General features: G+C 69.4%; 15 protein-coding genes, 1 tRNA gene and 1 riboswitch. Of the genes, 7 read left to right on the top strand and 9 right to left on the bottom strand.

The window, feature by feature from the left end:
- Positions 1-9 precede the first annotated feature (9 nt).
- The 4 genes from KF780_09785 to KF780_09770 are packed head-to-tail and all read right to left on the bottom strand — an operon-like array spanning position 10 to position 3,901.
- The gene (locus KF780_09785) at positions 10-1,032 is read right to left on the bottom strand and encodes a DNA polymerase III subunit delta' (protein MBX3562087.1); all 1,023 of its coding nucleotides are present in this window, start codon (positions 1,030-1,032) and stop codon (positions 10-12) included.
- Positions 1,029-1,652 (bottom strand): dTMP kinase, encoded by a 624-nt coding sequence (tmk, locus tag KF780_09780; protein ID MBX3562086.1) that lies wholly within the window; start codon positions 1,650-1,652, stop codon positions 1,029-1,031. The genes KF780_09785 and tmk overlap by 4 nt, the downstream gene beginning before the upstream one ends.
- Complete coding sequence (locus KF780_09775; GenBank protein ID MBX3562085.1) at positions 1,649-2,824, bottom strand: D-alanyl-D-alanine carboxypeptidase; 1,176 nt, start codon at positions 2,822-2,824, stop codon at positions 1,649-1,651. Before KF780_09775 ends, tmk begins: the two co-directional genes overlap by 4 nt.
- A gap of 30 nt (positions 2,825-2,854) precedes the next feature.
- The gene (locus KF780_09770; protein MBX3562084.1) at positions 2,855-3,901 is read right to left on the bottom strand and encodes a lytic murein transglycosylase; all 1,047 of its coding nucleotides are present in this window, start codon (positions 3,899-3,901) and stop codon (positions 2,855-2,857) included.
- 116 nt (positions 3,902-4,017) lie between these two features.
- Between KF780_09770 and KF780_09765 the strand changes: the two genes are divergently transcribed.
- Positions 4,018-4,107: transfer RNA gene (locus tag KF780_09765), tRNA-Ser, on the top strand.
- A 56-nt stretch (positions 4,108-4,163) separates the two neighbouring features.
- On the opposite strand, the gene KF780_09760 is transcribed toward KF780_09765, so the two are convergent.
- On the bottom strand, positions 4,164-5,033 hold the full coding sequence (locus KF780_09760) for a pirin family protein (GenBank protein MBX3562083.1): 870 nt from the start codon (positions 5,031-5,033) through the stop codon (positions 4,164-4,166).
- Positions 5,034-5,183: 150 nt separating this feature from the next.
- On the opposite strand from KF780_09760, the gene KF780_09755 reads away from it, so the two are divergent.
- On the top strand, positions 5,184-6,374 hold the full coding sequence (locus tag KF780_09755; protein MBX3562082.1) for an acyl-CoA dehydrogenase: 1,191 nt from the start codon (positions 5,184-5,186) through the stop codon (positions 6,372-6,374).
- Positions 6,374-7,477 (top strand): CoA transferase, encoded by a 1,104-nt coding sequence (locus tag KF780_09750; protein MBX3562081.1) that lies wholly within the window; start codon positions 6,374-6,376, stop codon positions 7,475-7,477. Before KF780_09755 ends, KF780_09750 begins: the two co-directional genes overlap by 1 nt.
- Here the strand turns inward: KF780_09750 and KF780_09745 are convergent.
- Entirely contained in the window at positions 7,474-8,010 is a 537-nt protein-coding gene (locus KF780_09745; GenBank protein MBX3562080.1) for a GNAT family N-acetyltransferase, read from the bottom strand. The two genes, KF780_09750 and KF780_09745, sit on opposite strands and share 4 nt — an antisense overlap.
- Positions 8,011-8,241 (bottom strand): 50S ribosomal protein L31, encoded by a 231-nt coding sequence (rpmE, locus tag KF780_09740; GenBank protein ID MBX3562079.1) that lies wholly within the window; start codon positions 8,239-8,241, stop codon positions 8,011-8,013. It abuts the gene before it with no gap.
- Between the two features lie 105 nt (positions 8,242-8,346).
- Positions 8,347-8,515, top strand: a riboswitch (cobalamin riboswitch).
- A 95-nt stretch (positions 8,516-8,610) separates the two neighbouring features.
- On the opposite strand from rpmE, the gene KF780_09735 reads away from it, so the two are divergent.
- Genes KF780_09735 through KF780_09720 form a run of 4 tightly spaced genes read left to right on the top strand, consistent with a single transcriptional unit; the run spans position 8,611 to position 12,869 of the window.
- Entirely contained in the window at positions 8,611-10,467 is a 1,857-nt protein-coding gene (locus KF780_09735; GenBank protein MBX3562078.1) for a TonB-dependent receptor, read from the top strand.
- Positions 10,457-11,230, top strand: coding sequence for an ABC transporter substrate-binding protein (locus KF780_09730; GenBank protein MBX3562077.1), 774 nt, complete (start codon positions 10,457-10,459; stop codon positions 11,228-11,230). Before KF780_09735 ends, KF780_09730 begins: the two co-directional genes overlap by 11 nt.
- Positions 11,227-12,195 (top strand): iron ABC transporter permease, encoded by a 969-nt coding sequence (locus KF780_09725; protein MBX3562076.1) that lies wholly within the window; start codon positions 11,227-11,229, stop codon positions 12,193-12,195. Before KF780_09730 ends, KF780_09725 begins: the two co-directional genes overlap by 4 nt.
- Positions 12,192-12,869 carry an ABC transporter ATP-binding protein gene (locus KF780_09720; protein MBX3562075.1) on the top strand — a complete coding sequence of 226 codons (678 nt, stop codon included), beginning with the start codon at positions 12,192-12,194 and terminating at the stop codon, positions 12,867-12,869. The genes KF780_09725 and KF780_09720 overlap by 4 nt, the downstream gene beginning before the upstream one ends.
- Here KF780_09720 and fabZ read toward each other — a convergent pair.
- Together fabZ and KF780_09710 are read right to left on the bottom strand one after the other, a co-directional pair.
- A complete protein-coding gene (gene fabZ, locus KF780_09715) occupies positions 12,859-13,332 on the bottom strand; it encodes a 3-hydroxyacyl-ACP dehydratase FabZ (GenBank protein MBX3562074.1) in 474 nt (157 codons plus the stop codon). The genes KF780_09720 and fabZ overlap by 11 nt on opposite strands.
- Positions 13,332-13,856 (bottom strand): OmpH family outer membrane protein, encoded by a 525-nt coding sequence (locus KF780_09710; GenBank protein MBX3562073.1) that lies wholly within the window; start codon positions 13,854-13,856, stop codon positions 13,332-13,334. Before KF780_09710 ends, fabZ begins: the two co-directional genes overlap by 1 nt.
- Between the last annotated feature and the right edge of the window lies 1 nt (position 13,857).

The raw sequence follows: 13,857 nt of genomic DNA, 5'->3' as shown, positions 1-13,857 counted from the left end.
AAAGCCCTGTCAAGCGGCGCGCCGGCCCTGCTCCGGCGCGAGCGCGGCCAGCATCCCCGCCAGCTCGAACACAGTGCTCTGCGGATCGAGCGACAGGCGCCGCGCCGCGACGGCGAGCGCGCCGGCCCGTTCCCAGAGCGCCAGCGCCTCGGCCAGCGCCGGGCCGCTGCGTGTACGCGCCTCTGCCGCGATCAGCGAGGGCAAGCGGGCCAGAAAGGCTTCGTAGCGTGGCTGGGCGGCCTTGGCGGACAATGCCTGGGCCAGCGCCGAGCGACGCGCATTGACCGGATCGCCCTCTCGCACGATCGCCAGCAGCTCCCGGTCCAAAGCGGCGATGTCGAGCCCGCGCCAGTCGATCGCCCGGCCCGGCGCCCCGTCCCCGGCCGCGACCAGGGCGGCGATCTCCGTCTCGTCGGCATCGGGCAGCGCCGCGCGCAGGGCCGACGTCATGGCGTCATCGTCCAGCTTGCCGAGCCGCATGAGCCGGCAGCGCGAGCGCACGGTGGGCAGGAGGCGTTCCGGCGCATGGCTGACGAGCAGGAAGATCGTATCCGCCGGCGGCTCCTCCAGCACCTTCAGCAGCGCATTTGCCGCGCCGGGCTCGAAATCGTCCACCGCGTCGATCACGATCGCCCGCGCCCGCGACATGGTGGGCCGGACCATCAGGAACGGATCGAGCATCCGAATCTGGCGGACCTTGATGCCGCGTGCCAGCTCCTCGCTGCCGGTCCGCTCATGCCTGGGGACGATATGGTCGCCCTTCCAGACCTCGCGCTCGACCAGTCGCCAATCCGGATGGCCGCCGGATTCGAACAGGCGCGCGGTGGGATGGCCGGGCTCGACCGCCAGCCCCGGTGCCTGCACCGGCGGGCCGGCGGCGTCGGCGAGCAGGCGCCGGGCGGCGGCGCGGGCGAAGCTGCCCTTCCCCACCCCTTCCGGCCCGGCGATCAGCCAGGCGTGATGGAGGCGCCCGGAATCGAGCGCGGCGCGAAAGGCGGCAACCGCCGCGTCATGGCCGAACAGGGCGGTCACAGCAGATCCTCCAGCGCGGCGAGGAGACGCGCCGTCACCTCGTCCGGCGCGCCGGCGGCATCGACGATACGGAAGCGCTCCGGGCTTTCGGCGGCGAGACGATCGAAAGCGGCGACGACGGCGCGGTGATAGCTGTCGGTGCGCGCGCCGATCAGGTCCGCGCTGCCCTGGTCGCGCGCGGCGGCGCGGCGCCCCGCTTCGCCCTCGTCGAGCCGCAACAGCAGGGTGCGATCGGGCAGGAAGCCGTTGCTGCCCACCTCATGCAGCGCGCGGATGGCCTCGAAGCCGAGCTCGCCGGCGCCGCCCTGATAGGCGATCGAGCTGTCGAGGAAGCGATCGCACAGCACCCATTTGCCGGCACCGAGCGCCGGACGGATGGTGCGGGCGACATGGTCCGAGCGCGCGGCGGCGAAGAGCAGCGCCTCGGCCTCGGGAAGCCAGCGTTCCTCGGTGCCGTCGAGCAGCAGCTTGCGGATCGCCTCGGCGCCCGGGCTGCCGCCCGGCTCGCGGGTTTCGAGCACGTCGAGGCCCCGTCCGCGCAACGCCGTGGCCAGCGCCCTGAGCTGGGTGGACTTGCCGACCCCCTCCCCGCCTTCGAGCGTGACGAAACGCGCCGTCACGCCAGACCGATGAGGCCCTTGAGGCCGGTCCACATCCGCCGGAAGAAGCCGGCCTCGCCCACCGCCGCCTCGGCGACCAGGGGCGTCGTCGTCGCCGGCATGTCGCCGACCTGGACGACGAGATCGGCGATATGCTGCCCCTGCTCGATCGGCGCGCGCACCGGCCCTTCATAGACGATCCGCGCGCTGACGTTACGGCCCATGCCGGCGGGATAGGTCACGGCGAGATCGCGCGGCGCGACCAGGCCGACGCTGGACGCGCCGCCGAGCTGCACCCGCGCCTCGCCGATCCGCTGCCCCTGGCGCAGGACCGGACGCGATTGCCAGGCGCGAAAGCCCCAGTCCATGAAGCGCACCGATTCCTCGATCCGCTGATTGAAGCCGGTCAGCCCCGCGACGACCATGACGATCCGCCGGCCGTTCTGTTCGGCCGAGCCGGTGAAGCCGAAGCCGGCTTCCTGCGTGTGGCCGGTCTTGAGCCCGTCGGCGCCGTCAATCCGGCCGAGCAGCGGGTTGCGGTTGGCCTGGGTGATCGGCTGGCCCGCGCCCATCGTGCGGCCCCAGGTGAATTCGCGCATGCCATAATATTCGCGATAAAGCTCGGGATGCTCGCGAATGGTGACGGCGGCCATGGTCGCGAGATCGCGCGCGGTGGTGTAGGTGACGCCATTGTCCGGCCAGCCGACCGGATTGCCCCAATGGGAATTGGCCAGGCCCATCGCCTGCGATTCGCGGTTCATCAGCGCGACGAAGGCGGCCTCCGTGCCCGAAATGCACTCGGCGAGCACCACCGTCGCGTCGTTGCCCGACAGAGTGACGATGCCGTGCAGCAGATTGCTGACGCTCACCTGCTCGCCTGGCGAAAGGAACATGGTCGAGCCGGCCTGCGGCCCGTGCCAACGCTGCCAGGTTTCCGGGCGCACCGTGCACATCCGCTCGGGATCGAGCTCGCCCTTCCCGATCAGATCGAAGGCGACATGGGTCGTCATCATCTTCGCCATCGAGGCGGGCGGGATGCGACGATTTTCGTCCTTGGCGTAGAGCATCGCGCCTGACGACAGGTCGATCATGTAGGCGATCGGCGCGGCCGTATCGAAAGGCGGTGCCGCGGCCGTGGCCGGCAGACCCAGTGTGGCGATTAAAACCAAGGGAATGAAAGTCTTGCGTATCATTGTTCAGTCACACTCTCGCAGACGGAATGATTAGCGGCCGATCGAATCGGCGAGCAGGCCGACGGTCAGCGCGTAGAAGTTCGAGCAATTATAGTCGAGGATCGTCCGGTAATTGGTGGTGAGCAGATAAGCGGTGTTGCCCGGCCCGTCCGGCTCCAGCAGCGAGGCCATCGCATCGTCGGGGATGCCGCGCTGCGGCACCACGCCGAGCCGGCGCCATTCGGCGACCGTCATCCAGCGGCTGTGCCGGGCATGGACGGCCGGGCAGCGCGGTGCGCGCAGCCGGTTGGCGATGCCCGCGCGGTTGAGTCCCGCCGGAACGGTCGCGGCGACGCCCCAGGGCTGGCCGGGCCGCCAGCCGGCATTGCGCAGATAATTGGCGATCGAGGCCAGCGCATCGACCTGGCTGCCCCAGATGTCGGCGCGCCCGTCCCCGTCGCCGTCCACAGCGAGGCGGATATAGACCGAAGGCAGGAATTGCGACTGGCCGGTGGCGCCCGCCCAGCTCCCCTTCAGCGCCGAGCGCGGGAAGCCCCGGTCCATCATCTGCAAGGTGGCGACGAATTCGCGGGTGAAGAGCTCGCGCCGACGCCCTTCGTAAGCGAGGCTGGCCAGGCTGTTGAGCAGATCGAAATCGCCCATCACGCTGCCATAGCTCGATTCCTTGCCCCAGATGGCGACCAGCACCTCGGGGGGAACGCCATAGCGCCGGCCGATCTCGTTCAGCCGGCTGATATTGGCGGCGAGGCGCTCGCGGCCGCGGTCGATCCGGCTCTGGACGACGTGACGGGCGCGATAGGGCGCGAAGGGCGGCGCCGCGCTCGAGCCGCCGGTGCCGCCGGGCTGGGCGCGATCCAGCTCGATCGTGCGCGGGGAGAAGGTGAGATCGCCGAACACCCGGTCGATCGTCGCGCGGCTGATTCCGGCCCGCTGCGCTTCGGCCCGCAGGTTCGGGAGATAGGCTTCGAAGCCGGCCTGACTGAGCCCGCTCCCCTGCGCCAGCGCCGGGACCTGCGGCCCCGCCAGCGACAGCCCCGCGCTCAGGATCGCCGCCGTCAGGATCGTCTTGATACGCATCACATCGCCCTCTTCCGCTTGTTGCCTATATGGCACGGGCGCGCATGATGGCGAAAGGTCCGAAAGCCCCGCCGCTTGCACGGATTGTCGCGCCGCCGCTATGCGGCAAAAGGTGCGGATGGGTGGCCGAGCGGTTTAAGGCACCGGTCTTGAAAACCGGCGTGGGTGCAAGCTCACCGTGGGTTCGAATCCCACCCCATCCGCCACTTCGAAGGTGATGAACAGGGATGCGGCTCGACCCGGAGGTCGAGCCGCTCCCATTTCACGCGGCCATCGTGCCGAAGCGGCCGCTATTATAGTCGTCGATCGCCTGGCGGATTTCCGCTTCGCTGTTCATCACGAACGGGCCGTAGCCGAAGATCGGCTCGTCGATCGGCTCGCCGGTGAGGACCAGCAGGGTGGAATCGCCGTCGGCGCGGATGTCGACGCCGCCGCCTTCCCGGCTGAGCTGCACGACCTCCGCCTCGCCGGCCTGCTGCGTGCCGTTGACGGTGACATGGCCGGACAGGACGACCAGCATCGCATTGTGCCCCTCCGGCAAGGCCAGGGAGAGGTCGGCGTCGCGGTTCAGCCGCACGTCCCAGACGTTGATCGGCGTGAAGGTGCGCGCGGGCCCGCTCGTGCCGTCATGCGCGCCCGCGATCACCCGCACCCGGCCGGCATCGCCGGGCAGCGCGACCGCGGGAATGTCCGCGTCGAGGATGCCCTGATAGCCGGCCGGCGCCATCTTGTCGGCGGCCGGCAGGTTCACCCAGAGCTGCACCATCCGGAACGGTCCGCCTGTCCTGGTGAAGGCCTTCGAATGGAATTCCTCATGGACGATGCCGCCCGCCGCCGTCATCCACTGGACGTCGCCGGGACCGATGATGCCGCCATTGCCGGCGGAATCGCGATGCTCGACCTCGCCGTCATAGACGATCGTCACGGTTTCGAACCCGCGATGCGGGTGCTGGCCGACGCCGCGCGGCTTCATCGCCGGCGCGAAGACGAACGGCCCGCCATAATCGAGCAGCAGGAACGGGCTGATGTCCTTGCCCTGCTCATTGTAGGAAAAGAGCGAGCGGACGGGAAAGCCGTCGCCCACCCAATGTCCGGACGTGTTGCCGAAGCGGCCGAGGATCGCCTTGTTCATGATCATTCTCCGCATGCGAGCGGGCTAACCATCCCGTCGCGCTTGCCCACGAGATAGGAAGCGCGGCGACCGACATAAAGACATAAGCCGCCGCCCTTCCCTCGTGTCGCCGGAGCGGCTAGTCGGCGGACAGACAAAGACGAGGAAGAAATGGCCGATCCCAAGCCCCTGCCCTTCGACTGGACCGATCCGTTCGCGCTCGATGCGCAGCTTTCCGACGAAGAGCGGATGGTGCGCGACACCGCCGAGGCTTTCGCGCAGGACAAGCTGCTGCCGCGCGTGACCAGCGCCTATCTGGACGAGCGGTTCGACCGGGAGATCATGAACGAGCTCGGCGCGCTCGGCCTGCTCGGCGCGACGATCGCGCCCGAATATGGCGGCGCTGGGCTCAATTATGTGAGCTACGGGCTGATCGCGCGGGCGGTGGAGCGGGTGGACAGCGGCTATCGCTCCGCGATGTCGGTCCAGTCCAGCCTGGTGATGCATCCGATCAACGCCTACGGGTCTGAAGAGCAGCGGAAGAGATATCTCCCCAGGCTCGCCAGCGGCGAATGGGTCGGCTGTTTCGGCCTGACCGAGCCGGATGCCGGCTCCGATCCCGGATCGATGCGGACTCGGGCGAAGCAGGTGGACGGCGGCTATCTGCTGTCCGGCGCGAAGATGTGGATCACCAATTCGCCGATTGCCGACGTGTTCGTCGTCTGGGCGAAATCGGATGCGCATGACGGCAAGATCCGGGGCTTCATCCTGGAAAAGGGCATGAAGGGCCTCAGCGCGCCGAAGATCGAGGGCAAGCTCAGCTTGCGCGCCTCGATCACCGGCGAGATCGTGATGGACGGGGTCGAGGTGCCGGAGGAGAATCTGTTGCCTCATGCGCAGGGGCTGGCCGGGCCGTTCGGCTGCCTCAACCGGGCGCGCTACGGCATCGGCTGGGGCGCGATGGGCGCGGCCGAGGCCTGTTTCCATGCGGCGCGCCTCTACACGCTGGAACGCAAGCAATTCGATCGGCCGCTCGCCGCGACCCAGCTCGTGCAACTGAAGCTGGCGGACATGGCGACCGAGATCACGCTGGGGCTGCAGGCGGCGCTGCGGGTCGGGCGACGGCTCGACGAGGGCGAGCTGATCCCCGAGACGATCAGCCTGATCAAGCGCAACAATTGCGGCAAGGCGCTCGCCATCGCGCGCACGGCGCGGGACATGCACGGCGGCAACGGCATCTCCGCCGAATTCCACGTCATGCGCCATGCGTCGAATCTCGAGACGGTCAACACCTATGAGGGCACGCATGACGTCCATGCGCTGATCCTCGGCCGCGCGATCACGGGGCTGGCGGCCTTCTGATGGACAAGCCGCTCGCCGGACTGAAGGTCGTCGAGCTGGCGCGCATCCTCGCGGGCCCATGGGCCGGGCAGCTGCTCGCCGATCTCGGCGCGGAGGTGGTCAAGGTCGAGCGGCCGGGCGCCGGCGACGACACGCGCGGCTGGGGCCCGCCTTTCGCCGACGACGGCGCGGCCGCCTATTTCCACAGCTGCAACCGGGGCAAGACCTCGGTCGCCATCGATCTGGAGAGCCCCGAGGGCCAGGCACGGGTGCGCGACCTCGTCCGCGACGCCGACGTGCTGATCGAGAATTTCAAGGTGGGCGGGCTGGCCAAATATGGCTTGGACTATGCCAGCCTGTCGGCGCTCAACCCGCGCCTCATCTACTGTTCGATCACCGGCTTCGGGCAGGATGGGCCCTATGCGGCGCGCGCCGGCTACGATTTCATGGTTCAGGGCATGGGCGGGATCATGGACCTGACCGGCGATCCGGACGGCGAACCGCAGAAGATCGGTGTCGCCTTCGCGGACATCTTCACGGGCGTCTATGCATCCAATGCCATTCTGGCCGCGCTGCATGGGCGGGAGGCGACCGGCGCGGGCTGCCATATCGACATGGCGTTGCTCGACGTGCAGGTCGCCGTTCTCGCCAATCAGGCGATGAACTATCTGATCGGCGGCCGGGCGCCGCATCGCATGGGCAATGCCCACCCCAATATCGCGCCCTACCAGACCTTCGCGGTCGCCGACGGCCATGTCATCGTCGCGGTCGGCAATGACGGGCAATATCGGCGGCTGTGCACTCTGCTCGGCCGGCCGGAGCTGGGCGAGGATGTGCGCTTCGCGACCAATGCCGATCGGGTGCGCAACCGCGGGGCGCTGGAGAGCGAGCTGGCGCCGCTCATCGCTTTGCGCGGGCGGGACGAATTCCTCGCGGCTCTGGCGGCCGGCGGCATTCCCGGCGGACCGATCAACGATGTCGCACAGGTCTTCGCCGACCCCCAGGTAATCGCGCGCGGCATGAAGATCGACGCGGACGGCGTGCCGGGCGTCGCCTCCCCCATCGTGATCGACGGGAAACGGCAGGTGACGGAACGCGGCAGCCCGAAACTGGGCGAAGGCTAAGCGCCGCGCGTCGGCCGGATGAAGATCAGGATCGGTTCGCCCTTGTAGGTCGTCTCGTGCCGCAGCTCGAAGCCGAACCGCTCGGCGAGGCGGATCGACGGCAGATTTTCCGGTGCGATGATCGCGCTGAAATCCTTGCCCGGAAAATGCCGTTCGCCCCAGGCGATGGCGGCGGCGACCGCTTCGCCCGCATAGCCCTGGCCATGCACTTCGGGGGCGAAGATCCAGGCCATTTCGGGCCAGTCGCCAAGGCGCGGTTCGATCTCCCGCTGGAAATCGCCGAAGCCGGCCTGGCCGATCCAGCAGCCGTCCTGTTTGCGCTCGACCGCCCAGATGCCATAGCCGACCAGCGCCCACATGCCCGGCGGCAGCATCATGCCGCGCCAGGCCTGTTCGCGGGTCAGCTGTCCCCCCACAAAGCGCGAGGCTTCGGGATCGGCGAACACGGCCGCGTGCGCGTCGAGATCGCCCGCGCGGAACGGGCGCAGGATCAGGCGATCCGTTTCGATGACCGGCGCGACGCGCCCGGCCACTTACTTCTTGCCGAGGGTAAGACCGCCGAAGCGCTTGTTGAAGCGCGCCACCTGGCCGCCCGCGTCGAGCAGCTTCTGGTTGCCGCCGGTCCAGGCCGGATGCGAGGTGGGATCGATCTCGAGCGCCAGCGTGTCGCCTTCCTTGCCCCAGGTGGAGCGAGTCTCGTACACGGTGCCGTCGGTCATCTGCACCTTGATCATGTGGTAATCGGGGTGGGTATCGGTCTTCATATCATTGATCTTCCGTGGTTTTGGCTGGTTCCGACCAGCCTCTGGAAAAAGCAGCCCGCGCTCTAGCCGTTGAGGCGGCGATTGACAAGCCATGCTGCGCCGCAATACGACACCCGCCGTGAAGGTGCCGCCTGTCAAAACGGCGGTGAAAAGGGAAGCCGGTGAGAAACCGGCGCTGTGCCCGCAACTGTAAGCGGCGAGCTTCCCATCCGCAAAGGATGACGAAGCATCCGAGCCGTGAGCCAGGAGACCTGCCTTCGCCGTCGTCCGCGCCCGGCCGGGACCAGCCAGCGGTGCGTGGCGCCGCATGGCATGAAGGCCGCGCGGTTCCTCCGAGACGACATGGAGAGTCGTCTTACGGAGGTTCATATGTCGCTATCCATTTTGCTCCTGTCCGCCGCCGTCGTTCAGGCCGAGCCGGAGATCGTCGTTACCGCCGCGCGCGAGCCGGTCGCCGCCGACGAGGCCGCTGTTTCGTCCACCATCTTCGATACGGCCACGCTTGAGGCGCTGACCCTTCCGACGGCTGCTGACATCCTGCGCCTGTCGCCCGGCCTGTCGGTCTCCGTCTCCGGTCCGCGCGGCACGCAGACGCAGCTTCGCATCCGGGGCGCCGAGGCCAGCCACACCCTGCTCTTCCTCGACGGCATCCGCTTCAACGATCCGGCCGCGGGCAACGAGGCGCGGTTCGAGCTGCTGACCACCGATCTGCTCTCCCGCATGGAGATCGTGCGCGGGCCGCAATCGGCGCTCTGGGGTTCCGAAGCGCTGGGCGGGGTGATCGCGGCGAGCACCGCCGACCCTTTCGTCGCGCGCGGTTTTGTCGCGGACGCCGAATATGGCAGCCTCGATACCAGCCGCCTGTTCGGCCGCTATGCGGTGCAGACCGGCGATGTCGGGCTCACCGCCTCGGCGGGCTGGCAGCGCAGCGACGGGATCGACTCGTTCGGCGCGAACGGCGAGCGCGACGGCTTCGAGACGTTCGCGGCGAGCCTGAAGGCGGTCTACCGCTCCGGCGGCATCGAGGCCGGCGCGGTCGGCCACTGGATCGAGGGTACCAGCCAATTTGACGGCTTCGACCCCCTCACCTTCCTGCGCGCCGACACGCTCGACGAGACGAAGAACCGGATCGGCGCGGTGCGCGGCTGGTTCTCCGGCGAATGGGACGGCTGGGGCGTGCGCGCCGAAGCGGCCTATCTCGACAGCGCCAACCGCAACCGGCTGGGCACCACTCCGCTCAACGGCACCTTCGGCGACCGGCTGACGCTCGGACTCCAGGCCTCGCGGCGGATCGGCGGCCACCTGATCGTCGCGGCGGTCGACCACAATGAAGAGGATTTCCGCGCCCGCGACACGCAATATTTCGGCGGCACCGATCAGGATCGCTCGCGCCGCAACACCGCCTTCGTCGGCCAGTGGCGCGCCGAATGGGTGCCGGGCGTCGTTACCGACGTCGCGGTGCGCCATGACGATTTCAACCGGTTCGACGACGCGACCACGTTCCGCGCCGCCTTGCTGGTCAGCCCGGCGGCGGGCTGGACGCTGCACGCGGCCTATGGCGAGGGCATCGCCCAGCCGACCTTTTTCGACCTTTACGGCTTCTTTCCCGGCTCCTTCGTCGGCAATCCGGACCTGCGGCCGGAAAGCTCGCGCGGCTGGGAAGCGGGCGTGCGCTGGACGGACGGGCGCTTCAATGCCGGCCTGACCGGCTTCTCCAACCGGCTGCGGAACGAGATCGTCGACGTGTTCGATTCCGTCACCTTCCTCTCCAGCACCGAAAATGCCGACGGCAGGAGCCACCGCGAGGGCGTCGAGGTGGAATTCGGCTACCGCCACGCCGAATGGCTGAACCTCAGCGCCAATTACACCTGGCTCGACGCGGATGAGCAGCGCGTGGCGGGCGCGGCGCTGGTGCGCGAGGTGCGCCGGCCGCGCGGCACGGCCAATCTGATCGCCTTCGGCACCGCCGATCGCCTCAGCTGGGGCGCCAGCATCGCTTATGTCGGCAAGCGGACGGACACGGATTTCGATCTGTTTCCGGCCGCGACCGTGACGCTGGACGATTATGCGCTGGCCTCGCTGCGCGTCGGCTATCGCATCCTGCCGCAGCTCGAGCTCTACGGCCGGGTGGAGAATGCGTTCGACGCGAACTATCAGGACGTGGTGGGGTACAACACGCCCGGAACGACGGTCTATGCGGGGCTTCGCGTCGCTCTTGGCCGCTAGCGTGGCGCTGGCGGCGCCGGCGGCGGCTTCGGCCGCCCCGGCCCGCGTCGCCTCGCTCAATCTGTGCACGGACGAGCTGTTGCTGATGCTCGGCGCGCCGGAGCAGATCGTCTCGGTCACGCATCTCTCGCACCAGGAGGCGGAGACGCCCTTGTGGCGACAAGGGCGCCGCTATCCGCGCAATGACGGCAGCCTGCTTTCCGTCGCCGGACTGCGCCCCGATCTGGTGCTGACCATGGGCGGCGGCGGGCGGGACCGGACGCGGATCGCCGAGCGGCTGGGGATGAGGGTGATCGACCTCCCCTTCCCCACCCGCCTCGCCGATATCGAGGCGAGCGTCAGCGAGGTTTCGCGTGTTCTGGGACGGCCGGAGCGGGGCGCGGCGCTGCTGGCGCGGATCGACGCGCTGAAACGCAGCGCCCCGGCGCGGCCGCGCGAGGCGATCTGGATCGGCGGCGGCGGGATCAGCATGTCCGGCGACGGGCTGGGCGCGCAATGGCTGGCACTGGCCGGGCTGCGGCAACGGGCGCTGCCGGGCAACCGCGCGACTTTGGAAACGCTGCTGGCCCGTCCGCCCGAGATACTGGTGCGCAGCGATTACCGGGCCGGGCAATATTCGGGACAGCAGCGCTGGCTCGGCCATCCCCTCGCCCGGGCGGTGCGCGGCGGACGGACGGTGCGGGCGGAAGGGCGGCGCTGGACCTGCATGGGGCCGCTGCTGATCGACGATATCGTCCGGCTGCGCGGGGAGCTGGCGCGATGAGCCGTCCGACCCTGCTCCTGCTGGCGGTGGCGGCGCTCGCGGCGTTCCTGCTCTCGCTGCTGCTGCCCTGGGGAAATCTTGCGAGCATCTTCGTGCAAGATGCTGAATTGGGACGGGCTTTGCTGACCGAGCTGCGGCTGCCGCGCGCCTTGCTCGGGCTCGCTTACGGCGCGGCTCTGGGCGCGACCGGGGCGGCGATCCAGGCCTTGTTCGCCAACCCCCTCGCCTCGCCCGATATCACCGGGGCGAGCAGCGGGGCGTCGCTGGGCGCGGTGTTCACCGCCTATATTCTCGGTTTCGTCGCGCCGCTCGCGCTGGCGGCGGGCGCCGTCACCGGCGCGCTCGCCGCGCTGCTGCTGTTGCTGTTGCTGGCCGGGCGGCGGGCGGAGACGGCGACCCTGCTGCTCTCCGGCATTGCGATCAGCGCGCTGGCGGGGGCGCTGACCACTTTGGCGCTGGCGCTCGCCCCCTCCCCCTTCGCCTTCTACGACGCCTATGACTGGCTGATGGGCTCGCTGGTCGATCGCAGCCTGTCGCAGGCGGCATTCGCGGGCATTCCCGCCCTGGCCGTGATCGTCCTGCTGCTGCGCCTCGCCGCGCCGCTCGACGCGCTGGCGCTGGGCGAGGAGGTGGCGCAATCGATGGGCCACGACATCCGCGCGCTCCGGCTGCAGGTGATCGTGCTGACCGCGCTCGGCGTGGGGGCCTGCGTGGCGATCTGCGGGGCGGTGGGGTTCATCGGGCTGGTCGCGCCGATCTTCGCCCGGCGGCTGACGCGCGGGCATCCGGGTCGGGCGATCCTGCCCGCCGCCCTGATCGGCGCGCTGCTGCTCACCGCCGCCGACCTCATCGTCCGGCTCGCGCCGCTGGGGCGGACGCTGCCGATCGGCGTGGTGACGGCGATGCTGGGGGCGCCCTTCTTCCTCTGGCTGGTCGCGCATATGCGCTGGCGGGTGACGTCATGACGGCGCTCGTCGCGGCGCGCGGCCTGTCGCTACCGGGCCGGCTGGCCGAAGCCTCGCTCGATATCGGCGCGGGCGAGCTGGTGGCCCTGGTCGGCCCGAATGGCAGCGGCAAGACCAGCCTGCTCCATGCCATTGCCGGGCTCGGCGGCCCGGCGGGCGAAGTGCGTATCGACGGCGCCGATCCCCACCTGATCCCGCCGGCTCGGCGGCCGCACGTTCTCACCTACCTGCCGGCCTCGCGCGATCTCGCCTGGCCGCTGCTGGCGCGGGACATGATCGCGCTGGGCGGCGGCGAGGCCCCGCCCGAGGCGCTGGAGCTCGACGCGCTGCTCGGCCGGCGGATGGACCGGCTTTCGACCGGCGAGCGCGGCCGGGTGCTGATCGCCCGCGCGCTGGCGCCGAAGCCGAAACTGCTGCTGCTCGACGAGCCGACCGCCAATCTCGATCCGCTCTGGCAGATCCGGCTGATGGAGCTGATCCGGGCCGAAGTCTCGCAAGGCGAACGCGCCGCGCTGATCGCGATGCACGATCTCGACGCGGCGGCGCATCATGCGGACCGCGTGCTGATCATGGACAAGGGGCGGATCGCCGCCGAGGGCCTCGACGGCGATCACATCGCGAAGATTTTCGGGATCGAGAAGGCCGATGGCCGGTGGCGGCCGGTCAGCCCTTAGGGGGGTCGGCGATCATCGCCGTGAAGCTGCATTCGGCGGCGAGCTTGCTGGCGATCAGCGCGCGGCCGGCGAACTTGCAGACCGTGGCGCGGCGCTGGACGAACTCGACTTCGAGGCTGAGCAGCACGCCGGGCTCGACGGGCGTGCGGAACTTCACCCCGTCGATCGCCATGAAATAGACCAGCTTGCCGGTGCCCGATAGGCCCAGCGTCTCGACCGCGAGCACGCCGGCCGCCTGGGCCAGCGCCTCGACGATCAGCACGCCGGGCATGATCGGCCGGTCGGGGAAATGGCCGGCGAAGAAGGGCTCGTTGATCGTGACCGCCTTGGTCGCGACGATCTTCTCGCCGACGACCAGCTCCTCGACGCGGTCGACAAGGAGCATCGGGAAGCGGTGCGGCAGCGCCGCCATCACCCGCCGGATGTCGAACGGGCCGATGACGGCGCTGGGATCGTCAGCCATTAACGGCCCGTCGGGCGCCGCTGCTGCTGCGCCGGCTGCTGCTGGGCAGGCTGCTGGGCGGCGGGCTGCTGCGCCGGTGGCGGCGCATTCACATTGACGCTGGTGACGGCAGCGTTGAGCGCGGCGAGCACGGCGTCGCTGATTTCGACCACCGGATTGATCGCCAGTGTCGCGGCACGGTCCATGGCGATAGTGGCCCCGCGCTGCTGCATGATCTGGGTGATCGCCGTGTTCAGCGGTCCTTCGAGCTGCTCCAGCACATAGCTGGCGTTACGCTGGAACTGCTGCTGGCGGCCCTGCATCTCGGTCTGCGCGTTCTGCGTCTGGGTCTGGAAGGCCTGGATACGCTGCTGCAGCGCGGCGTCCGGCTGCGCGCCTTGGGGCAAGGCGTTTACGGCGGCCTGAATCGCCTGCTGCTCGGTCTGGAGCGGCTGGCTGAGCTGCTGCGCGCGCTGCTCGAGCTGCTGGCGTTGCGCCTGGAGCTGCTGGTTGGCGGCAACGCAGGCAGTGCACTGGGTGAGCACA

The sequence above is a fragment of the Sphingomonas sp. genome (assembly GCA_019635535.1).
Taxonomy (GTDB): Bacteria; Pseudomonadota; Alphaproteobacteria; order Sphingomonadales; family Sphingomonadaceae; genus Allosphingosinicella.
The sequence above is the reverse complement of the archived record's forward strand: the minus strand, read 5'-3'. Positions and strand labels throughout refer to the sequence as shown.

What these genes read in the sequence shown, in the direction of transcription:
- KF780_09760 (MBX3562083.1), bottom strand. Translation starts at nt 5,033, where the DNA reads ATGAACAAGGCGATCCTCGGCCGCTTCGGCAACACGTCCGGACATTGG.
- KF780_09770 (MBX3562084.1), bottom strand. Translation starts at nt 3,901, where the DNA reads ATGCGTATCAAGACGATCCTGACGGCGGCGATCCTGAGCGCGGGGCTG.
- KF780_09750 (MBX3562081.1), top strand. Translation starts at nt 6,374, where the DNA reads ATGGACAAGCCGCTCGCCGGACTGAAGGTCGTCGAGCTGGCGCGCATC.
- KF780_09725 (MBX3562076.1), top strand. Translation starts at nt 11,227, where the DNA reads ATGAGCCGTCCGACCCTGCTCCTGCTGGCGGTGGCGGCGCTCGCGGCG.
- rpmE (MBX3562079.1), bottom strand. Translation starts at nt 8,241, where the DNA reads ATGAAGACCGATACCCACCCCGATTACCACATGATCAAGGTGCAGATG.
- KF780_09755 (MBX3562082.1), top strand. Translation starts at nt 5,184, where the DNA reads ATGGCCGATCCCAAGCCCCTGCCCTTCGACTGGACCGATCCGTTCGCG.
- KF780_09720 (MBX3562075.1), top strand. Translation starts at nt 12,192, where the DNA reads ATGACGGCGCTCGTCGCGGCGCGCGGCCTGTCGCTACCGGGCCGGCTG.
- KF780_09735 (MBX3562078.1), top strand. Translation starts at nt 8,611, where the DNA reads ATGTCGCTATCCATTTTGCTCCTGTCCGCCGCCGTCGTTCAGGCCGAG.
- KF780_09775 (MBX3562085.1), bottom strand. Translation starts at nt 2,824, where the DNA reads ATGATACGCAAGACTTTCATTCCCTTGGTTTTAATCGCCACACTGGGT.
- fabZ (MBX3562074.1), bottom strand. Translation starts at nt 13,332, where the DNA reads ATGGCTGACGATCCCAGCGCCGTCATCGGCCCGTTCGACATCCGGCGG.